A 21,032-nucleotide genomic window follows, 5' to 3' on the forward strand; every position below is an offset into this window, starting at 1 on the left:
TTCTGTAGCCTGATTAGGCAATATACAATCAAACCACAAACAAGGGCATCTGACTATTCTCCCGCCAAAAACGCCAGCGCCAGCTTCCGGTACAGCTCAGTTGCCTGTAAAAATTGCTCAACCTCAACGTACTCATCCGCTTCGTGAGACGTATTCGTTCCAGGCCCGTAAACAATTGCTGAAAACCGGGCTTTTGCCTGTAAGAACTCTGACGCATCACTGGCACCGCCAGCGCCCACTGGAATCACCCGATTACCGATTACGCGGTGACCAATCTTTTGCGCAAGTTTAACCAGCGGTGCATCCGGTCGTCCCGGAACCGCTTCTTCTGGATAACTGTATGAAAGCTTTAATTGAAACCCTGGCCGGTCGTTTAAACGGTGGACAAGTTTTTCCAGTATATCATATATCATTTGGTTCGGGTACGCCGGAATGGTCCGGACGTTAGCCGATAAGCGGGCCTGGCCAGGAATCGTGTTGATCTGTTCACCACCGGAAATCAAATCGACGTTGTGCAGTAATCCGCCTAAAACGGGATCCATCTTATCAAATCGTTTCATAATCTCAGTAATCTCGTTATAAAAGACGATCAGATTATCAATCGCATTGATTCCCTTATTGGACTGCGCGCTGTGAACGGATTTACCGATTGAATCAACATGGTAATCAATGACGCCGCGGGCCGTATAAGCAATTTTATCCAAGCCAGTGGGTTCGGCAATGATCAGGCCCGCCAAATTATCAGCATAGCCAGCTTTAGTCAGCTGTGCAGCTCCGTATTCACCGGTTTCTTCACCCACGGTTGCCAGTAGCCGAATCGATCCCTTCAAAGGTGTTTTATCTGCCAATATTTCCAGCATCGCAATCACAATAGCCGCCAGTCCGCTTTTCATGTCTGAAGCACCACGCCCATAAAGGTTGCCATCCACTATTTCACCTACAAACGGGTCATGGTGCCAAGCGTTCAGTTCACCTGGGTCGACCACGTCTTCGTGACCGGATAAGCCCAATTGCTTACCATTAGCATCACCGATGGTCACCACCAGATTGTCTCGGCCTGGCGAATAAGGCACAAACACGACTTTAGCTGCCTGCTGATAGGGTTCAAATAAAGACGCAATATAACGCGCAACAGCTGCTTCGTTACCATTGACCGACTTGATTTGAATTAGTTTTTGTAAAATTCCAATTTTTTCAGTATTTTCCACTGTGCCCCTCCGCTTTATCGTTATTTAGAAACAGCATACTCCGCCACAAACCTGGAATGCAATGCGAATTACAGACTAATGTCGAATATTTTCAACATCATCCCCCATTAAACAGTAGTTGTCTCGTTAACCATGAATTGAGTTATAATAGAAACAAGTTCGACAAAGGAGCGTGAGATGATGGAAATCAAAGTGCCAGTTACAAATGGCTATTTGCCTGATATCTACGGTAAATACGCACCGGAGAAATACCGAATTAATAACGGGCCCGTCCGGTCATTCCCAATCGAAATTACCGACGCACCCACGGAAACCAAGACTTATGCAGTAACCATGATCGACCATGACGCAATTCCCGTGAGCGGGTTTACATGGATCCACTGGGTTGCTGCTAACCTACCAGGTAATTTAACAACGATTCCTGAAAACGCTAGTCAAAGTGGCGAAGTTCCCATGACTTTCGGCAATAATTCCACTGCTGGCGGTTTACTTCATAACCAAGACATTCAAACCAGCCAACATTATGCAGGCCCAGTACCGCCAAACGAAGACCACCGCTACACGGTAACCGTCTACGCCTTAGATACAAAATTACCACTGAAAGACGGCTTTTGGCTTAATCAGTTACATGACGCCATGGAGGGACACGTTCTCGCAGAAGCAACCCAGGTTGTTTTAAGCCGTGTCTAGAAATCTGTTTCAATTGAAACCTGATCCATCAATCAAAGCACAAGCTGCTTAACATAGGGGAGAAAGAAACATGTTAAAATACAAATCGATTGCTGTACCACTGGATACCTCAAAATTCGCTGAATTAGCGCTGGCAAAGGCTATCGGTGTTGCAACCCGAAACGAATCCCACCTGGACTTATTAAGTATCATCGATACCCACCAGTCCAACTACTATGGCGGGCTGGCAAACGGCAGTATCGTCAACTCACTGGTCGAAGATGCTACGGAGTATCTAGCTGAACTAGCAAGCCAGATTAAAGAAAAGTACGGTTTAACTGATGTCAGTACACACATTCGCTTTGGTAACCCGAAAACAGTCATCGCCCTCGATTTTACCAGGGAACACCAGAATGATTTAATCATGATGGGGGCTACTGGAATGGGGGCCTTGGAACGTGTCATGACTGGTTCCGTTACGGACTTTGTTACCCGCAACGCAGCTTGTGACGTACTCGTTGTGCGTACTAATTTGGATAACGAACCCGGCCATAAAATCGAAAGTCCCTTCCGGACAAAGATGAGCCAGGAACAAGAAGATAAGTAATCAGCATACGACATTAGCTGGAAGGATCGAATTGACAGTCTTTCAATTCGACCCTTCTTTCATACTTATTCATAACGTTTAAGATATACAAATACGGGGAGAGAATATATGGAAGCACCAAAATTCAAAAAAATTAACCTCTTCCAACTGGTTATGCTAGCATTGGGATCCTTAATTGGCTCTGGCTGGCTGTTTGGTTCGTGGGAGGCCACTAAAATTGCTGGACCAGCTGCTATTTTTTCGTGGATCATTGGTGGCTTAGTCATTGGCTCCATTGCCTATGACTACGTTGAAATTGGTGCCATGTTCCCAGAATCAGGAGGAATGAGCAAGTATGCCCAGTATTCTCACGGTTCACTGCTTGGGTTCATCGCCGCGTGGGCAAACTGGGTCTCATTAATCACCCTAATTCCCATCGAAGCGGTGGCCGCCGTTCAGTACATGAGTACCTGGCCCTGGTCATGGGCGAGCTGGACCCACCACTTCCTCAGCAATGGTGTAATCACCAATAGCGGCCTTTTTGTGGTGTTCGGCTTTATTATTGTGTTTACTGCCCTTAACTTCTGGTCGGTTACGATCTTAACCCGCTTCACCAGTTTAATTTCAGTTTTTAAAATCGGTATCCCGCTATTAACCATCGTGATGCTGACCATGTCAGGCTTCCATCCGGGCAACTACGGCAGTAATCTCCACGAGTTTATGCCCTATGGTTCTGCGCCAATTTTTACCGCCACATCCGCTGCCGGCATCATCTTCTCATTTGACGCCTTTCAAACCGTCATCAATATGGGTGGCGAGATCGAACACCCAAAGAAAAATATCGGCCGTGGAATCACCATTTCACTGCTGATCAGCGGTATTTTGTACATCATCTTACAAAGTACTTTCATCACGGCCATTCCACCAAAAATGATTGCTGCTACTGGCTGGCACGGTATCGTCTTTAACTCACCGTTTGCCGACATGGCGATTCTGTTAGGTATCCACTGGCTATCCGTATTGCTGTACATGGACGCCTTCGTGTCGCCATTTGGGACTGGTGTCTCCTTCGTGGCAAACACGGCGCGAGCATTGTTTGCTATGGAAGGTAACCGCCACGTGCCGCATTTTCTGGGCAAAATCAATTTTAAATATGGGATTCCCCGCAATGCTATGATGGTGAATACTGCACTGAGCATGGTGATGGTTACCGTCTTTCGGTCATGGGCAGTACTGGCAACGGTACTGTCGACAGCTACCCTCATCGCGTATCTGACCGGACCAGTAACGGCTATTTCACTGCGTAAAATGGGCTCAAAACTGTATCGGCCAATTCGGCTTAAGTGGCTGCCATGGGTCGCTCCAATTTCCTTTGTACTGGCTTCACTAGCGACTTACTGGGCAATGTGGCCAACCACTGTTGAAGTGATTTTTATCATTTTATTGGGACTGCCCTTTTACTTCTACTATGAATGGCGCAACCGCTTCGTCTCAACTCGGCAGGCTTTTAAGGCTAGCGGGTGGATGATTGGTTACCTCGTTTTCATTTCAATCATGTCCTACATTGGCAGTCATCAATTTAACGGTCAAAACTGGATTCCGTATCCGCTGGACTTCATTGTGATCATTATTGCTTCACTGGCCTTCTACTGGTGGGGTATTCGCAGCTATATTGTCACCGAAGATTTTGACAAGGCGCAAAAACTCAATCAGGAAGCCAAGGAACGAGGCGAAATGGAAGATGACGAATAGACTATTGGAGATTTATTTAGAAGACGATGACGACTCCTTTATCGTCGGTACGGTTATCGCCGAAACACCATACCAGCTATTGGTCGTGGCAATCGACGACAACGGTCAGATAGACAGCGTGGAAATCATCGATAGATCGCACATTTCCAAGACGATTGCCGACTCAGCTTACTTGGACTTCTGCCAAACCATGATCAAGGAAAATCAAGCGGCCGGTATCTTTGATGCATTTAAGCTAGCGGATCAACTCCCCAATCACTGGCAATCCATTGATCACTTGCTGGCCGAGTGCCAGGGTGAGCAACGATTGATCAGCGTCATTACTGGCCCGGACATATACGCTGGTCGGGTGTCGATGGTGAGCGCGCATCAAATTGGGTTGCAGTTAGTAGACTTTGAATCCGTCTCCTTTGGCGCGCCTACTCTAATCGATAAGGCAGACGTCATGGTAATTGACTATGTGAGCCGGCAAAACTACTACGTGACTAGGTATTGGAAAACCAAGGGTCAAAATAAATAACTGGTAATTAAAATAGCTGGGCTATCAGTCATAAACCGATAACCCAGCTATTTATTTTCACCGGTTAAGTTCGTTCGTATGTGCGGTGAGTTGTTTTTTTAAAGATCCATCATGTTTAATCCAATTCTTTGTAGTCAAAGTAGTCGAAGGTTGCGGGTTGATCATAACCAGCATAATCGACGGCTGCTAAACCAACAAAGGCACCGGTGAAGAAGCCACCGTAATTCTGCAGAACGTAGTCATCTGATAAGATGGCTGCATCAAGCGTAACCGGAATCTCGTGCCAGTTTTGACCATCAAACGAGTATTCGTAACTGTATGACTGCTTACGAGCTTTGACCTTGAACCAAACGTAGTCCGTTCCTTCTGGAATCGCAATGGCATCATCTTTCAGGTATGAAGTGTAGTCACCGTTGTTGTTTTCGCCGACTTCGATAACGTGACCCTTCTTTTCATCCCAAGTAATAAAGACGAATGACCAGTGCTTTTCGTTGTAGAAGTTCGTTAAGCCAGCCATCTGCTGATACGTAAATGGATCAAACTTCACTTTGGTTTCAGCATCAAAGTTGAAGGCTTGCCAACGACGAGCAATCATTGAAACATCGAAGGTACTTGCCAGTGAATTTTTACCGATCAAGGTTAAATGACCATCGCCAAATGAACCCTTTTCAGCAGTGAATGGTGTCCGTAAAGTGTTCCATTCATCGTTAAGCTTTGGTGTATCAAACTCATCGTGCTGAGAACCGTCTTTAGGTGCTTCCGTTAAAATAGCATCCTTAGGGGCATCAACTTCCATTTGACCACCGTGACCGCCGACAACCCGTGGCCAGCCTTCGTCATCCCATTCAACTTTTTGAATGGAAGTTTCACGGCCTAATGTGCACCAGCCGCGAGGATCATAAGCCGACTCATTTTCGTGGTTCCATGGACGGCCGCAAAGTGAAGCGTAGTACCATTCGTCGCCGCTTGGTGTGTTGACAAGTGCACCATGACCCTGCTTTTGAATACCAAAATCAGGGGTATCAAAGTTGGTCAGGAACGGACCGTCTGGTTCTGACTCGAATGACAAGGCATCGAGCGTCTTCGAACGCGCGACGACTTCTTGGTGAGTGTAAACTGTCCCGCCCTGGGCTGCAAACAAGTAGTAGTAACCGTTGATCTTGTACAGATGCGGACCTTCAACCAATTTAACCTTCGTCCCAGTGTAAATGGTTCTGGCCGTTTGCGGCTTCAACTTCATGGTATCGGTGTCAAATTCAGTTAAGGTAATCCCGTTAAATGGGTGGTGATATTCACGGTGATCCCAAGTTTGCTGAACCAGGTACTTGCGGCCATCATCATCGTGGAACAGTGAGGCATCAAAACCAACACCGTTAACACGAATTGGATCAGCCCATGGTCCGCGAATGTCAGTGGCAGTTGTAAGATAGTTGGTCATATCCTTAAACGCACCTTCAGTAATTTTAACGTCGGTGTAGATCAACCAGAACTTACCATCAGCATAGGTTAAATCTGGTGCCCAAATACCACCTGAACTGGGATTACCCTTCATGTCCAGTAAAGTGGTTGTTGATAATGGTGAAGGCAATAGGTTCCAGTGAACGAGGTCCTTGGATTCGTGTAAGCGAACGCCTGGGAACCATTCGAAGGTTGAATTGGCAATGTAGTAAGTATCACCAACACGAACCATACTTGGGTCAGCATTAAAACCATGTAAAACTGGGTTCTGAATCTTCATGAAAATCTTCCTTTCAGACTAAATATTAGTGTTAAATTAAACGCGCTTTGCTTTACGTTCAGCTTCAAGTTCAACGTTGATTTCAGCGATTCGCTTGTCACTTAATGGATAACGGCTCATGATCAGCATTGCGACAACGGCTAACACGATTGGAATCCAGATCATTGACCACTGGATCCCCATCATTGCTGAGGCAGATTGGTGAGCGGCAGCACCATCAAACTTGAAGAAGGCGTTAATGTAACCTGGGATAATTCCACCAAGAGCTAGTCCAATCTTGAAGAACAGACCCATGATGGCGTTAATAATACCAGCAACCCGTTTCTTAGACTTGTATTCGCCATATGAAACAACTTCTGGCACCATTGACCACATGTAACCGGTAGCGGCAGTTAAGCCCCATTGTTGTAAGAAACGACCGATGTAGCCAAGCATTGTTTGATCCTTGAAGCCTGGTAATGACCATGCCCAGAGAACTAATGAACCAACAATGAACAAACTCAAGAATAGGTAGAAGAAGCCCTTCTTACCAATCTTTTTACGAACGATTGGCCATAAGAATACTAAGAAGATACCTGGAATTGAACCAATCAAGTTGATTGAAGCCATCCATTCTGGGTGACCAACGTTATATTGCATGTAGAATGGCCATACAGTGTTACCAAAGAACATGAACGTGAAACCGATCAAGAAGAACAAACCAAGGATTTGCAGCGGCTTGTTGCGTTTGATTTCACCAAATAAGTCACTGTATTTAACGGAAGCTGACTCTTCCTTGGTTGGTAAAATTCTTTCTTTAACACCAAAGTAAGTGAACAGCAACATAATAAACCCAATAACCATGTAGATAGACATCACAAGGAAGTAAGCACCACCGGCTTTAGGCGAAGCATAGTTCCCAAGATTTAATTTGATACCGAAGAAACCGATATCCTTTAAAGCTTTGTCCGGAGAAGCTAATTGAACGAATAATGGCAAGAAGGTGTAAACCAGCAGGTTACCGATATTAGCTTCCGTCATACGAACAGTGGTTAAAGTTGAAACCTCATCGTTATCACGAGTTAAGGAAGCGTTTAACGCACCATAAGGAATATTAACCATTGAGTAAACCATCGCGGTTGCCATGTATGCTAAGAAAGCATAGAGAATATTGCCACGAACAGCTGGAATTGGTAAAAATAGCAGTGCTGACAGAATAGTCAACGGAATCCCAAACTTAATCAAGTACGGACGGTATTTACCAACCTTAGGATTAAACTTGTGACGGTCAACATACGCACCAACCCATGGATCCCAGAAAACGTTGATCCACCGAACAACTAAGAAAATCGTTGCACCGGCAGCGGCTGAAATACCATAAACGGTAGTCAAATAAAATAAGAGCATGGAACCAATCGTCCCGAAAATCAGGTTTTGTGCGAGGTCACCGGCCCCATAACTTATACGCTCACGCCAAGATAACTTGGCAAATTCGTCGTTTTGCTCGACAGTTTCTTGCTTAGGCACAGATGCCATAATTATTTCCTCCAATCAAAATTAATTACACGGATTAGTTGGTCAATTAAAACAACCAAATCGACATTAAGTTCTCTCTGTAACTTACAATGCCCGGGCTGTACGCTGACTTAATTTTCACAACTAACTTTTTGAATCACAAGTTAACTTGTTATACATTTATTGTAATCGCTTCCAAGTAGTCCGACTATCTCTATTTATGCCTATTTTTAGTCAAATTGTGATATTACGGCTGTAATATAAAGCTCACCATTAACGATAATGGTGAGCTTTATATTGACTTAATATTCATTTTAGATGATAATTTATTCGAAATATCCGCCTTCTTTAACGTTTTTAACCGAGCGCTTTCCAATCATTTGACGTTGATATTTACTTGGCGTAATGCCGGACCACTTCTTAAACTGCTTACTAAAGTTAGAGATACTGCTAGCCCCCATCTTATAGGCAACCTCTTCGATTGAATTTTCTGGGGAGCCCAGCAACAATTTTGCCTTTCGGTATTTCTGCTCGTCAGCATAGTGCAGCGGTGTGATGCCATAAACCTTTTTGAATACTCGATGACCATGTCCCTGACTAATACCTAATTCCCGGCAAATATCGCCAAAGGAAAAATGGCTCAATTCATCCTGTTCGGTTTTATCTTCAATCATTGTTGCGATTTCACGGGCAGTTTGGGCTTCGCGTTCTGAAAACTTGGACTGTGATCCGTCTTGATGTTCATTATAAATCATTAGGCCATGAAGGAATTTCAGTAGGTTGATCTGAACTTTAATTTTTAACTTCTCTGAACTAAGATCATCTTTCTCACTGTCCGACACCATTTGCTGTGCGGTTTGCATCGCTAACTGCGCAATCTCTGTATCCGCTTTCAACACTTTGTTTGCCATTGTGCTAATAATTTCTGATTTCAGCTCCAAACTCTCGATATTAAAGTGAAAGGTAATATAAGTCATTTCGTCAGTTTTACTGGTGTTCCAATTAGTATGCAAGGTTCCAGGTGAAATAATCATTGCATCACCCGGCCCATAAGTATACTCAGAAACGCCCTTAATCTCCGTCGTCTGATTCCCCTCAATGGTACACATGAGCTCAAATACCTGATGCTTTTGTTCAAAAAAGCTCCAGCCGCCAGGTACCGTTCGCTGATGTCCGCCAAAAATATAAATACTTGATTCCACCACTGGTAGTGACACAAATCGTTTTGTCATCAAACCCACCATCCTCTGGTCAAATATCCCCAACCGCAGTAATCGCCTTTTAATTTTATCATATGCAATATTTATTCATTAGTCAAATTTATCAGCCAAGATAAATTACAAATAGTTGACTTTTAGTGACTGATTTTTGTCATTTTGTGATATTTCTTCTCTCGGTTTTGTGATTATTTACTCAATCTTTTTTTGGTAAGACCCACTTGTTAACAGCTTTAAATTGCAACGCTTATTACTGCAATAAAAAAGCCTGCACTGTCATATAGACAGCACAGACTTCACAATCAATCAAACCAAAATTATCGGATCACCAACACCGAAATCGGTGCGTACTTAGCCATGTAAGCCGCTTGAGAACCAAAACGTTTCCGGATACCCTTTTTGGACAGTGAGCCGACAATCAGTAAATCGGGCTTAATCTGCGGGATAATCTGCTTAACAATGGTTTCACCAGGATCGCCTTCACCAATGATAACGTTGACTTTCTTAATCCCAAACCGCACTGCCAGATCCCGATAGCCTAAAATATGCTTCTCTAATTCATCACGCTGACCATGTACAAAGTCTTTATTCAAAGCTTGGTACACATTCATGTCATCGGATTCCAGAATTGAAGTAATGGTCATCTCAGCATCGTCCTCTTTGGCACGGTTCATTGCGTACCTAAAAGCTAATTGTGCATCCGGTGAATCATCAACTCCAACTAAAATGTGCTTAAATTTTTTTGGATCTAATTCAGCCATTCTCATCTGCTCCCTCTCGTCATGTATTTAAAAAAGTTAAGCGAACTTTGACTTCACTTTTCATTGTACCAAAACTTATTGCTTTGTACCAATTGAAATTCGATTCTTACCGCTTCGCTTGGACTCATACAGCAGCCGATCAGCACGTTTAAAAATTTCTAATGCATTCTTATCATTCTCATGACGATTTTCGACGCCCATTGAAATTGTCACCGTGATTTGGTCACCTTTTTCGGTGGTTGTCTTTATATTACGAACCGTCTCCTGAAGCTCTTCCGCTATTTGAACAACTGCTTCTCCCGTGACGCCTGGATAAAGGATCGTAAATTCCTCGCCCCCGGTTCGATAAAGCCGCGCACCGTTAGTTTGTTGCGCGAGAATGTCCTCCAAACGGTTAGAGAACTGAATCAGCGTTGCGTTGCCCGCCAAGTGCCCGTACGTGTCATTGATCTGTTTAAAATTATCAATATCCATTGCTATAATACTTAATTCGCTATAATTATCAAAATAATCATCGGCATCCGATCGAAAGCTTAGCCAATTACGGGCGTGGGTCAAATTATCGTAGAGCACGTTTCTCGCCGTATCAATATTGTTAATATGTTCCCGCCGAATAAGCACCATGTAACGGTAGATCAAAGCCGTGACGACTAGATACACCGTATACATGCTGATGGGCACCTTCAACGGTAGATGGAGCATCACTGTTAAGCCCACCCATGAAATGCCCCCTACACAGCCCTTAACGGCTAAGATTACGATTGGGTGCTGATCAAACGGGAAAAACCATTGCCGCTCCATCATCAGCAACGCAATTCCAATGATCAGTGTAACAATCAACCAAATACTGAAGGTCCTGTTGATGAGGAAAAACAACGCCACCGTTAATACCAGCGGCAAAATGATATTAAGCCGCGTCTTTACCGCGTCCGTATAACTCATCATCAGTATCATCGCGCAGTTGACCCACATTAACCGCTCCAAAGGTGAGGAACGAATGGCCATCACGAATACAAATGCTACTATTACAGCAAAGTATCCCGTATACAGCAGTTCCGTTCGCCACGGAGAGGGATTCTTACCTTCAATATCATGATCCAGCTCATGCATTAACCGCTGCAGGACACCAATAAAGCCAATATTGATAAAGCTGAGTAAAAAGATAGCTGTTATCATCCCCATTGCGGCACCCTCCCTGGCGAATCGTTTCCTTAATTATAAAGTTTTTAAGCTCAATGGTAAACAAATTGCGTCCGTGAAAAAGTCTGAAAATAATGGGTTTACGAAGAGTAATCTCTCTTCAAATCGAAAGGGATCAATTATTTTCAATATTATTTTTAAACGGTAATAAATCCTTGCAATCTCAAGTCCAAACTGTCATACTTGGCACTCTTATATACGTCTTTTGTATATTGAACCTGTCTTTACGATATAACTGAAATGTGATATCATCACGATTGTCTGTTATTTTTCATCCGTCATATAAAGGAGAGTGCATGCGAAAATTACTGTTTATTTCCGGCCTGTTTCTGGTACTGTTTGGAGTAATCCTTGCGACTTCACCATCAGCTTCCGCGAAGTCTTTGCCTAAGCTTAGCACTCAGAAAGTAACGTACGCATCATCTCGATTGAATGCGCAGGTCACAGCGCCAAAATCTGCAAAACTGCTCGCTGTTGAGTACAATCACCACACGAGCTACTATCAATTAAAGCATCATACTTATAAGTTGAACTATCAGTTTACTGGTTACAAAACCTTTGAACTGTATGGTACAACGAGTAGTCATCAACGGGTTACTGCGGTTAAAAAACTGACACGTTCAGCCTATGCTACTATCGATATTATTGATTTTGGCGAAGTCCGAACGAAATCAGATGCTTCCATAACCGTCGACACATTGAGCTCACACCGAACCGTACGCCTCTTTAGCGGCAAGAAGCTGCTTCAGAGTAAGAACACGGGAAACGGTAAACAAGCAAACTTCAGGCTGTCACTCAAGCAATATAAGCCTAAATTAACTTATACAGTCACCGCAACTAACAAAAAAGCCTCTCAACCTTTCTACATTCCTTATTTAGAGGAACCTAGTAACCTTGAAGGAATTGCATAGGCTAAATAAAACCGCGTTAACCAATCATCTGGATTGGTTAACGCGGTTTTATTATGCTTCTCGGTTATTTTGCTTAGCTTTTATAGCCCGATTGAGTGCAATAATGAGACCCAGTGAAAGCAGTGCATACACCGCGGAACCTAAACTAATATTATTCAGTCCGATAACGCCAACTAGTATGGATGACGTGGCAGATCCTAATGAAATGCCGAAGTTAAAGAAGATTGAATTAAGTGACGAAGCCAAGACCAGCGATTGCGGATATTCTCGTTCAGCTGTATTGATAAAGTGAATTTGAATGGGTGAATTAACTAGCGTTACGATCAAAGACAAGATAAAAAGAACCGCTAATCCTGAAACCTTGGTTGTCAATGCCAATGGTAGCAGCACTAACAAAATAATATCAGCCACGTAGTAATGAGGCATGCTGCTCAAGCCGCCCTTCTCCGCAATCCAGCCTGACCATCGATTACTGATAATGCTCATGATACCGATAACAAAGAGCAAGATATTCAGACTAGCAGTACTAAACCCCAGCGCGGTAGTTAGCAGTGGGCGAATATACGTGTAATACCCATACATAGTTGCAGCTGTAAAAAGTACCAAAATAATGGCCAGATAAATACGTCGGTCTTTCAGCAGACTCAGTTGTCCCATAATTGACCCCTGAACTTGTTTAACGTGCTTAGGCAATAACCATACTAATAGGAAGAAAATGATAACGGTGATTAGAGAAACTGCGAAAAAAGCGTAGCGCCAACTATAATTCGTACTGATGGTTGTTCCAATTGGTACACCAATAACTGATGCAATACTGAAGCCGGCAAACACCCAAGAAACTAGACTTGCCCGCTTTTCACGTGGTGCAACGGTTGTGGTAAAAGTCATGATCAGCGAAATAATCGAGCCGGCAACTGACGCCGTGACCACCCGAGATATCAGCATCGACCAGTAACTAGTAGCTAACCCGCTTAAGGTATTACCGATTAAGAAGATCACCATCAGAACTAGCAGCGTCTTATACCGGCTATACTTACTGGTTAAGATCGTGATAAATGGTGTACTTATGGCATACACCGTGGCAAAAATCGTTACCAAGTAGCCAACTGCAGCAATCGAAACGTGTAGATGGGTGGCAATATCAGACAATATCCCCACAACCATGAATTCATTGCAGCCTAACATGAACGCTACTAAAACAAAAACAATGGCCTGTAACCGATATTTACTCAAAGTTAAATTCCTCCTGAACTTTATCCTGTACTAGCTTACTACACTTTTGATGGAAAAATAAGTTGTTTAGAGGAAATTAATGCCTTTTAGAGCACGTTTGGAATTGTTGGATTAGTTGTTTTGATGATTGTTACCCCTTAAAGTAATTTAACTAAGTTCAGGGAACCTGCCCCTTTGGTTCACTGTTATCTAGCTGAAACGCGCTCCGCAACCCCGACTCCGGCCGTATAACGACAATAAGACGGGTTCCCCAAGTTCAGGGAACCCGTCTTATTGTCGTTATACTCTGGAGTCAACCCGTGTTGCTCCTCGCTCTACTTTACTAACCCATCCCAAATCACAACTTTCCCACTCTTTAACGATTCAGGGACATTAATAATGCGTTGATTACTGCTGCCACGGAACTGCAGCGTTAAATCCATCTTAGATTGTAGGAATCTGCCATCCACTAAAATATCAATCAAACTTAACAGCTCTTTTTTATCGTCTGATTCCTTCATGAGTTCGTCCCATGTATAACCAGACCAGCTCCAAATATCCTTTTCGTGACCAAATTCTTTACGGATCCGATGACACAGTCGGTTGCAGACCTGGGTATTCAGAAATGGTTCACCACCCAATAGCGTTAGGCCCTGAACGTAAGACTGACCCAAATCTTTAATGATCTGATCTTCTAAGTCCTGCGTATACGGCGTACCATAATGGAAACTTTGGGCAATTTTGTTGTAACAGCCCGGGCAGCTGAATTTACAGCCGCTCACGTACAGACTGCACCGCACACCTTCACCATCCACAAAGTTAAACGGCTTATAGCTCGCAATTCGCTGTTCACTTAAGTCATCCGCCAGCCATTCTTTGGGCTGGGGATTCTTTGGTAATCTCACCTTTTTTGTCTGCATACTGTCACCCTACTGTCTTGCAATATTATTGTTATCGTTACCTAAAGTCATGTGCTTGACCCGGCTGGCAATTTCAACGTGCCGGCCGTGAACCATTGGCCGCTGGTTCGGGTTACCAAGGTAGCCGCAAGTCCGCTTAACCACGTCACAAGTAGCTGGATCAGTATTACCGCACTCAGGGCATTCGAAACCGCGCGCCGTTGGTTTAAATTCACCTTTGAAACCGCATTTGAAGCATTGGTCAATTGGTGTGTTGGTACCTAAATAACCGATTCGATCATAAGCGTAGTCCCAAACCGCTTCCAAAGCCTTGGGGTTCTGCTTCAAGTTAGGATATTCGCAGTAGTGGATGAACCCACCGGCACTGTATGGCGGGTAATCTTTTTCAAAATCAATTTTCTCAAATGGGGTTGGTGCTTTACGGACATCGTAATGGAAACTGTTCGTATAGTATTCCTTATCCGTAACGTCTTTAACCCGGCCAAACTTCTTGATATCGGCTTGGCAGAAGGTGTTAGTCAAACTTTCAGCTGGCGTTGCATAGACGCTGAAGTGGTAGCCGTACTGATTTTCCCAGGCTTTGCAGCTGGTATACAGTTTCTTGACCACATCAATAGTAAATTGCTTTGCTTCTGGATTATGTTCCCAAGTTGGCCCATAAAAGACAGTGCCAACTTCGTAAAGGCCGATGTAGCCGAGCGAAACCGTGGCCCGACGATTTTTGAATAATTCGTCAACGGAATCCGTTGGCTTCAGCCGCTTACCAAAGGCCCCATATTCATAAAGGATTGGCGCGTTCTCTGGGGTAGCTTGCTTAGCACGGTTAACTTTGAAGACCAGTGCTTCTTTGCAGATAGCTAGCCGTTCCTTCAAGATGGACCAGAACTTATCTTGATCACCCTTTGACTCAAGCGCGATTCTTGGCAAGTTAAGCGTCACAACGCCAAGGTTCATCCGCCCTGCGTTTACTTCCTTGCCATTCTCATCTTTCCAACCCTGCAAGAAACTACGGCAGCCCATTGGTGCTTTAAATGAACCGGTCAGTTCAACCAGTTTATCGTACATTAAAACATCGGGATACATCCGCTTGGTTGCGCATTCCACAGCCAGCTCTTTGATATCATAGTTCGGATCTTCGGGGTTCAAGTTCAGTCCACGTTTAATGGTAAAGACTAATTTGGGGAAAATGGCAGTCCGCTTCTCCTTGCCTAAACCTTCAATTCGAACGTGCAGAATTGCCTTTTGAATCTCCCGTTCAACCCAGCTAGTCCCCAGTCCAAAACCAAGGGTAGTAAATGGTGTTTGGCCTTGCGATGAGTACAGTGTGTTGATTTCGTATTCCAACGCCTGCATAGCATCGTCAATATCTTTAATGGTCTTTTGCTTAGCAAAGGCTTTTTGACGGTCTTCGCCTTCGATCCATTTTTTAGCATCCACCATATGTTTGTCGTAGTTTTTCAGTGCAAATGGTGCCAGCAGCTGGTCAACCCGGTCAGCTGAACAGCCACCATACTGACTGGAAGCCACGTTGGCAATGATTTGCGACATCTGAGCCGTTGCCGTCTGAATTGAGTGAGGCGGCTCAACTTCGGCATTTCCAATCTTGAAACCGTGGTTCAGCATTTCCTTGAAATCGATTAAGCAGCAGTTCGTCATGGGGCTGTATGGTTGATAGTCCAAATCGTGCCAGTGAATGTCACCCTTTAAATGCGCATTGGCAACTTTCGGGGGCAGCATCTTCAACCCCATACTTCTGGCAACTGTACCTGCTGTCAGATCACGTTGGGTATTAAAGACGTGGCTATCTTTATTGGCATTTTCGTTGACCACTGTTTCATCTTTATCTAACAGTTTTTGAATCGTAAAGTTAATATCAGTGGCTTGATTTCGTTTGAGATCTTTTTGAGCACGGTAATTAATGTAGGCTTTTGCCCAATCAAGCTGCTGACGTTCCATTAATTCATGTTCAACAATACTTTGAATTTCGTAGATCTTGACGTTTTCTTTGAACCGGTTGCTAATTTCAGTCAAAACAGCCTCCACCACGTCATCAATAGCGTGATGGTCCTCATCCGTCAGCTCTGAATCAACCGAAATAGCGGCTCGTTTGATTGCCCGTTCGATTTTCTTGGTATCGAACTTAACGGAACGGCCATCCCGTTTGAGAACGGTTAATGTTTCTATTGTTAATGCTTTTGGTTCTTGCATTCCGATCAACTCCAAACGTAACGTTATATACGTTCTATATATAGTTACTTTTTTTACTACATAAATACATAATATAGGGTCAAGCGGACCGTGACAACCATATATTGTGTACAATTTTAAAGAATTTCCAAATATAACCACAATATATAGTATTGATTGTCAAAGTATTCTAGAACTGTGTGGAAAATATTTTTCAGTGCTTTGTATGTCTAAAACTCATTTTTCAGTAATATCTTTAACATCTTTCGACGTGATATCCGATTCAAAAAACGTTCCCCGTACACGACCTCACCCCGTTTATACTATCCCCTTAAACATTTCTTCATTATTTCAAATGTTACGAAAACTCGATTTATTGTTGCACAGTGACTTATTTTCTTAAATTCAGTGATACGTCAGGGTAATACCTACCATGTAAACTCAGTCCTGTTGATTGATATGAATCGACACATTGATGGACCTCACAGGTTTAAATTATAGGAGTGTATATACTTGAAAAAATTCGTTACTTCAATTTTAGCAACATCCGCAGCAGCTATTGGTTTGTTCTTCGCCGGCGCAACTGGTGCCAGCGCATCTACGACTTACACTGTTAAGTCAGGTGACTCAGTATGGGGGATCTCACAGACCTTCCACACCACTATCAACTCTATCGAACAAGCAAACCACATCAGCAACCACTTGATCATGCCTGGTGACAAGCTGACAATTCCTGATGGCTCAACGACTAGCCAAACTACGGCTACTCAACCAGCTACTACTAGTCAATCTACTTCAGCTTACAATGGCAATAGCCAAACCAACAATTACAGTGGCTACAAGGCACAGTCAGCCAACACGACTGCTAACCAAACCACTAACAACGCTGGTTCAGCAAGTTACAACGGCAGCAACATGAAGAGCTACGTCTTGAACCAAATGGCTTCACGGACTGGTGTTTCTGCCTCAACTTGGAACGCAATCATCACACGTGAATCCGGCTGGAACGCAGGCGTTCGCAACAGTTCAAGCGGTGCTTACGGTCTGTTCCAAAACATGCACATCAACGGCGGTGACGTTACTGCCCAAGTGAATGCAGCGGTTCAACTGTACCACGCACAAGGTATGGGTGCCTGGGCTTTATAAGATAAACCCAAACACTAATTAAAAAACATGACGACAAAATGTCGTCATGTTTTTTTGCGTCTTCAAGCTTTTTTATGCGCCGTAATTTTTGCGAAAACCCAGCCGATAGCAAGCCCTGCCAAAGCAGGTACGGTCCAGCCGAGGCCAACGCTGAATCCCGGTAACAAGTGGCCCAGCGATAGCAGATCCGCAATCCAGCCATGATGCAAACCAGTTGGTAATGCATTTAACCCATCAAGTACCGCCGGAATCAAAGTAAATACCGTTACGGTGCCAAACAGCCACCGTGACTCACCAAGAATCGGTGTCAATAAACTCATCAATATCAAAGTAATTGCCAGCGGATATATAAAGTAAAGTAACGGTGTGGAAAATAACAGTAAGCGATTCAGGCCAATGTTGGCAAAAATCAGCGGTACTGCGCTAGCCACAACGATCAATATGGCGTAGGGAATACGCGGAAATAGTTCTTTAAAGGTATCCCCAAACGCGGTGATCAGTCCAATGGCGGTTTTCAAACAAGCTAGGATCACCAAAACGGCTAAAAGTAGGTTTCCAAAATCACCAAAGTAATAATTAGCGACGTTAGCTAATACCGGACCACCGTTAGCAGCCCGGCTGAATTGCCCCAGTGCGTTTCGACCCAATAGACCCAGCAAACTGTAAATCACTGCCATGAAGATCACCGCAATACTGCCGGCCTGAATCGTATCGCTCGCCACCCGAGTTGGTTCCGTCACCCCTAACTCACGAATTGCGTTGACGACAATAATGCCGAACGCTAACCCCGCTAATGCATCCATAGTGGAATAACCCGCGGTAAAGCCCGCTGCAACGGGGGATTTCACATAACCACCTACGGGCAGCTGACCACTGCCCATCGGCTTGATCACCACCATGATTAATAGTGCTGCTAGTAAAATCAAAAAAGCAGGCGTTAAAAACTTACCGACATAAACCATAATTTTACTGGGTTTTCGGGCAAACCACCAAGCCACCAAGAAGAACAGAATCGAATAAATCAAAAGTCCTCCACTCTGGTGCTTAACGGGCACAAACGGGTTCAAACCGACTTCAAATGAAATCGATGCCAGCCGCGGTAAAGCAAATAATGGGCCAATACAGAGGTACAACAAAATCGTGAACGCATAGGCATAAAACCGGTTAACCTTTTGCGATAATTGAAAGAGGCCATCTGATTTTGTGATCCCGATTGCCGCCACACCTAACAACGGCAAGCCAACTCCCGAAATCAAAAAGCCAATCATAGCGGGCCAATAGTGCGTCCCTGCCTGCTGACCGACAAAGACGGGAAATATTAAATTACCAGCACCGAAAAAGAGACCGAATAACATCATGCCAATGAAGATCAGGTTCCGGGTGCTTAATTTTTGTGTAGACATGTATTTCACTCCAGTTGATAGCATTCTTTTTCTATTTTACTGTTGTTGGAAGGTTTTAGGGCGTGAAAATGATGAAAATTGGGGTGCTCGATAATTTTACATAGCCGAAACGCGTAAAAAAGGGCATGCCCCGGCCGTATAAGAGACAGAAGGGAAGCACCAGTCAAAGAACGACCGGTACTTCCCTTCTGTCTCTTATACTCTGGGGCATAAACGCCCTTTTTCACGCTCTACTTCCTTAACAACTCTTCCCCATTCTTCATGAAGATCCGCTGCTTCAAAGCATTTGATAACAAACCTGTCGTTTCAAGCTGATTTGATAAATTCAAGACAGCTGGTGTTGGCGTATACGGTGTATCTGACGCATACAGCAACTTGTTTGAATCAATTAATTCCAATAATGCTGGCAGCTGCTGCGGCAATACCATGCCGGCAACGTCAAAGTACTGGTTACTCAATACACTCATGATATCCACTTGATCATCAGTTAAATCATGGTTCAATGACTGTGCCAAATTTTGTACTCGGCTCGCTACCAATGGTAGTACGGCACCCGCATGAGGAATGATGAAACGGATATTTGGATAACGGGTGAAGATCCCGTTTTGCAGCATGTTTAATACTGTCCGAGTCGTATCGAAGAAGAATTCTACGATTGGTGCCGGAATCTGACTTGTGACAGTTGGGTCTTCCACGCCTGGTGCATTCGGGTGCAATGCCACCAGTGCATGGTTATCATCCAATGTCTGCATAATTGGGTCTAAGCGCTTGTCACCAAGGTAAATACCGCGGGAGTTCGTTGGTAAAGTAAAACCGGTGGCGTCATCAGCATACGCTGCCTTGATTGTTTTCTGGCTAGCATCAACGTAAGGCAATGGCAGTGAAGCAAAGAAGCCGATTTTATCCTTATAGTTTTGGTGCTGCTTTGCGGCGTATTCGTTAACTTCCTGAGCTAATTCAATGGTGCTTGATTCTTCACCAGTATTGATATGCGGTGAAGAGATGGAAATAATGGAGTAGTCAATATTAACTTGGTCCATGATTGAAAGCGTCGTGTCGATGGAGTATTCAGGGGTTGGCACACCATCACCCATGTCGTTAAACTGGTCCTTTAGATACTTCTTGTAGCCGGGTGATAGGTAGTGTGCGTGAAAATCAATTTTGTGATAAGTCATTTAAAATTTACCTGCTACTGATAACTTATAAAAAGTTATAGATTATTCTTGCTTCTTTCTATCCTGCCTCGTATAAAGCTTACTAATACAGTTGATATGATAGTCCACAAGCGTTAATTCCCGGCTAGCCACCGGTACATGTTTTGAAGCCTGTTTTAGTAGGCTAATTCAAAGTTTTCAGTATCCCTGATATTCAGGGCCGCATTAACATCACGGTCTTCGGTATAGTTGCAATTTCTACATTCATAAACTCGATCTTGCAGTTTTAAATCAACTTTTTTATAGCCACATTGATGGCATAACTTAGAAGTTGGTTCAAAACGATTGGTTAAGTGTACCGGAATGCCTAACTGCTGGCATTTAGTGATCAATTTGATTCTGAAATTATAGAACCCCTGATAACTAACTGCTTTAGCTAAATGCCGATTTTTCATCATACCCTTAACATTCAAATCCTCTAAGGCTACCCACCGTGGTTTGGTTCTCACCACAGTGGCAATAATCTTATTATGATAGTTGAACTGAATGTTGGTTAATCGTTGATATAAGCGTTGCACTTTCCGCTGAGTTTTGGCTAGATTTAAATCAGTAGCAGATTTCCCTTCTTTCTGTCTTCTAGCTTTCAGTGCGTGATACTGACGAGACGTTCTTCTTTGCAGTCGGCGCAGATGTCTTCTGATCCGTCTTACCCGACTGCTTTTGTTTTGATTAGGATACAAAGTACCATCATTTAGAATGGCAAATTCTTTTAGGCCAAGGTCAATACCAATAGGATCACCAGTCAGTTCTAACTTTGGCAGTTCGGCCTGTTCCACTAAACAGGTCAAATAATACTTACCAGCCTTGCATTTGATTCGGCCTTGTTTGATCACAAAATGTTCTGAGTCTGTAGGAATGTAGCCAAACTCTTTCAAACGGACCCAGCCAAGCTTG

General features: G+C 43.8%; 18 protein-coding genes. 6 read left to right on the forward strand and 12 right to left on the reverse strand.

The genetic code is table 11. From position 1 onward, the window contains the following. Window positions 1–53: 53 nt before the first annotated feature. Entirely contained in the window at window positions 54–1,208 is a 1,155-nt protein-coding gene (locus tag JUE95_RS07820; protein WP_203650471.1) for an ArgE/DapE family deacylase, read from the reverse strand. 180 nt (window positions 1,209–1,388) lie between these two features. Here JUE95_RS07820 and JUE95_RS07825 point away from each other — a divergent pair, with 180 nt between their 5' ends. From JUE95_RS07825 to JUE95_RS07840, 4 genes are all read left to right on the forward strand, one after another. Continuing rightward, complete coding sequence (locus JUE95_RS07825) at window positions 1,389–1,898, forward strand: YbhB/YbcL family Raf kinase inhibitor-like protein (protein WP_203650473.1); 510 nt, start codon at window positions 1,389–1,391, stop codon at window positions 1,896–1,898. 70 nt (window positions 1,899–1,968) lie between these two features. After that, window positions 1,969–2,484 carry a universal stress protein gene (locus JUE95_RS07830; protein ID WP_203650475.1) on the forward strand — a complete coding sequence of 172 codons (516 nt, stop codon included), beginning with the start codon at window positions 1,969–1,971 and terminating at the stop codon, window positions 2,482–2,484. 108 nt (window positions 2,485–2,592) lie between these two features. After that, complete coding sequence (locus tag JUE95_RS07835) at window positions 2,593–4,215, forward strand: APC family permease (protein WP_203650477.1); 1,623 nt, start codon at window positions 2,593–2,595, stop codon at window positions 4,213–4,215. Next, window positions 4,205–4,735 (forward strand): hypothetical protein, encoded by a 531-nt coding sequence (locus tag JUE95_RS07840; RefSeq protein WP_203650479.1) that lies wholly within the window; start codon window positions 4,205–4,207, stop codon window positions 4,733–4,735. Before JUE95_RS07835 ends, JUE95_RS07840 begins: the two co-directional genes overlap by 11 nt. 115 nt (window positions 4,736–4,850) lie before the next feature. Here JUE95_RS07840 and JUE95_RS07845 read toward each other — a convergent pair whose 3' ends face one another. From JUE95_RS07845 to JUE95_RS07865, 5 genes are all read right to left on the reverse strand, one after another. Next, window positions 4,851–6,473, reverse strand: coding sequence for a glycoside hydrolase family 43 protein (locus tag JUE95_RS07845; protein WP_203650480.1), 1,623 nt, complete (start codon window positions 6,471–6,473; stop codon window positions 4,851–4,853). A gap of 36 nt (window positions 6,474–6,509) precedes the next feature. After that, window positions 6,510–7,988: an MFS transporter gene (locus JUE95_RS07850; RefSeq protein WP_203650482.1), complete on the reverse strand. Its 1,479-nt coding sequence runs from the start codon at window positions 7,986–7,988 to the stop codon at window positions 6,510–6,512. 305 nt (window positions 7,989–8,293) lie between these two features. Further along, on the reverse strand, window positions 8,294–9,199 hold the full coding sequence (locus tag JUE95_RS07855; RefSeq protein WP_235995359.1) for an AraC family transcriptional regulator: 906 nt from the start codon (window positions 9,197–9,199) through the stop codon (window positions 8,294–8,296). Window positions 9,200–9,501: 302 nt separating this feature from the next. Continuing rightward, complete coding sequence (locus tag JUE95_RS07860; RefSeq protein WP_203650486.1) at window positions 9,502–9,945, reverse strand: universal stress protein; 444 nt, start codon at window positions 9,943–9,945, stop codon at window positions 9,502–9,504. A gap of 75 nt (window positions 9,946–10,020) precedes the next feature. Then, window positions 10,021–11,127, reverse strand: coding sequence for a GGDEF domain-containing protein (locus tag JUE95_RS07865; RefSeq protein ID WP_203650488.1), 1,107 nt, complete (start codon window positions 11,125–11,127; stop codon window positions 10,021–10,023). 314 nt (window positions 11,128–11,441) lie between these two features. On the opposite strand from JUE95_RS07865, the gene JUE95_RS07870 reads away from it, so the two are divergent. Then, the gene (locus tag JUE95_RS07870) at window positions 11,442–12,056 is read left to right on the forward strand and encodes a hypothetical protein (RefSeq protein WP_203650490.1); all 615 of its coding nucleotides are present in this window, start codon (window positions 11,442–11,444) and stop codon (window positions 12,054–12,056) included. 51 nt (window positions 12,057–12,107) lie between these two features. Here the strand turns inward: JUE95_RS07870 and JUE95_RS07875 are convergent, their stop codons facing one another. The 3 genes from JUE95_RS07875 to nrdD all read right to left on the reverse strand — a co-directional run bounded on the left by JUE95_RS07875 (window position 12,108) and on the right by nrdD (window position 16,396). Then, window positions 12,108–13,289: an MFS transporter gene (locus JUE95_RS07875; RefSeq protein WP_203650491.1), complete on the reverse strand. Its 1,182-nt coding sequence runs from the start codon at window positions 13,287–13,289 to the stop codon at window positions 12,108–12,110. 314 nt (window positions 13,290–13,603) lie between these two features. Continuing rightward, window positions 13,604–14,188, reverse strand: coding sequence for an anaerobic ribonucleoside-triphosphate reductase activating protein (gene nrdG, locus JUE95_RS07880; RefSeq protein WP_203650493.1), 585 nt, complete (start codon window positions 14,186–14,188; stop codon window positions 13,604–13,606). A gap of 9 nt (window positions 14,189–14,197) precedes the next feature. Further along, complete coding sequence (gene nrdD, locus JUE95_RS07885; RefSeq protein ID WP_203650495.1) at window positions 14,198–16,396, reverse strand: anaerobic ribonucleoside-triphosphate reductase; 2,199 nt, start codon at window positions 16,394–16,396, stop codon at window positions 14,198–14,200. A gap of 492 nt (window positions 16,397–16,888) precedes the next feature. On the opposite strand from nrdD, the gene JUE95_RS07890 reads away from it, so the two are divergent. Continuing rightward, window positions 16,889–17,521, forward strand: a complete 633-nt coding sequence (locus tag JUE95_RS07890; protein ID WP_203650497.1) for a LysM peptidoglycan-binding domain-containing protein — start codon at window positions 16,889–16,891, stop codon at window positions 17,519–17,521. Window positions 17,522–17,583: 62 nt separating this feature from the next. Here JUE95_RS07890 and brnQ read toward each other — a convergent pair whose 3' ends face one another. From brnQ to JUE95_RS07905, 3 genes are all read right to left on the reverse strand, one after another. Further along, window positions 17,584–18,924: a branched-chain amino acid transport system II carrier protein gene (brnQ, locus tag JUE95_RS07895; protein ID WP_203650499.1), complete on the reverse strand. Its 1,341-nt coding sequence runs from the start codon at window positions 18,922–18,924 to the stop codon at window positions 17,584–17,586. Between the two features lie 230 nt (window positions 18,925–19,154). Next, window positions 19,155–20,099: an amidohydrolase family protein gene (locus JUE95_RS07900; protein ID WP_203650501.1), complete on the reverse strand. Its 945-nt coding sequence runs from the start codon at window positions 20,097–20,099 to the stop codon at window positions 19,155–19,157. 155 nt (window positions 20,100–20,254) lie between these two features. Further along, the coding region (locus JUE95_RS07905; RefSeq protein WP_203650503.1) for an RNA-guided endonuclease InsQ/TnpB family protein at window positions 20,255–21,032 on the reverse strand (778 nt) is incomplete at its 5' end.

The organism is Secundilactobacillus yichangensis (assembly GCF_016861565.1).
GTDB lineage: Bacteria > Bacillota > Bacilli > Lactobacillales > Lactobacillaceae > Secundilactobacillus > Secundilactobacillus yichangensis.

Excerpts from the sequence above, each read along its gene's own strand:
- brnQ (WP_203650499.1), bottom strand. The coding sequence starts at position 18,924 with ATGTCTACACAAAAATTAAGCACCCGGAACCTGATCTTCATTGGCATG.
- nrdG (WP_203650493.1), bottom strand. The coding sequence starts at position 14,188 with ATGCAGACAAAAAAGGTGAGATTACCAAAGAATCCCCAGCCCAAAGAA.
- JUE95_RS07850 (WP_203650482.1), bottom strand. The coding sequence starts at position 7,988 with ATGGCATCTGTGCCTAAGCAAGAAACTGTCGAGCAAAACGACGAATTT.
- JUE95_RS07840 (WP_203650479.1), top strand. The coding sequence starts at position 4,205 with ATGACGAATAGACTATTGGAGATTTATTTAGAAGACGATGACGACTCC.
- JUE95_RS07900 (WP_203650501.1), bottom strand. The coding sequence starts at position 20,099 with ATGACTTATCACAAAATTGATTTTCACGCACACTACCTATCACCCGGC.
- JUE95_RS07825 (WP_203650473.1), top strand. The coding sequence starts at position 1,389 with ATGGAAATCAAAGTGCCAGTTACAAATGGCTATTTGCCTGATATCTAC.
- JUE95_RS07860 (WP_203650486.1), bottom strand. The coding sequence starts at position 9,945 with ATGGCTGAATTAGATCCAAAAAAATTTAAGCACATTTTAGTTGGAGTT.
- JUE95_RS07870 (WP_203650490.1), top strand. The coding sequence starts at position 11,442 with ATGCGAAAATTACTGTTTATTTCCGGCCTGTTTCTGGTACTGTTTGGA.
- JUE95_RS07830 (WP_203650475.1), top strand. The coding sequence starts at position 1,969 with ATGTTAAAATACAAATCGATTGCTGTACCACTGGATACCTCAAAATTC.
- JUE95_RS07835 (WP_203650477.1), top strand. The coding sequence starts at position 2,593 with ATGGAAGCACCAAAATTCAAAAAAATTAACCTCTTCCAACTGGTTATG.
- nrdD (WP_203650495.1), bottom strand. The coding sequence starts at position 16,396 with ATGCAAGAACCAAAAGCATTAACAATAGAAACATTAACCGTTCTCAAA.
- JUE95_RS07845 (WP_203650480.1), bottom strand. The coding sequence starts at position 6,473 with ATGAAGATTCAGAACCCAGTTTTACATGGTTTTAATGCTGACCCAAGT.
- JUE95_RS07855 (WP_235995359.1), bottom strand. The coding sequence starts at position 9,199 with ATGACAAAACGATTTGTGTCACTACCAGTGGTGGAATCAAGTATTTAT.
- JUE95_RS07865 (WP_203650488.1), bottom strand. The coding sequence starts at position 11,127 with ATGGGGATGATAACAGCTATCTTTTTACTCAGCTTTATCAATATTGGC.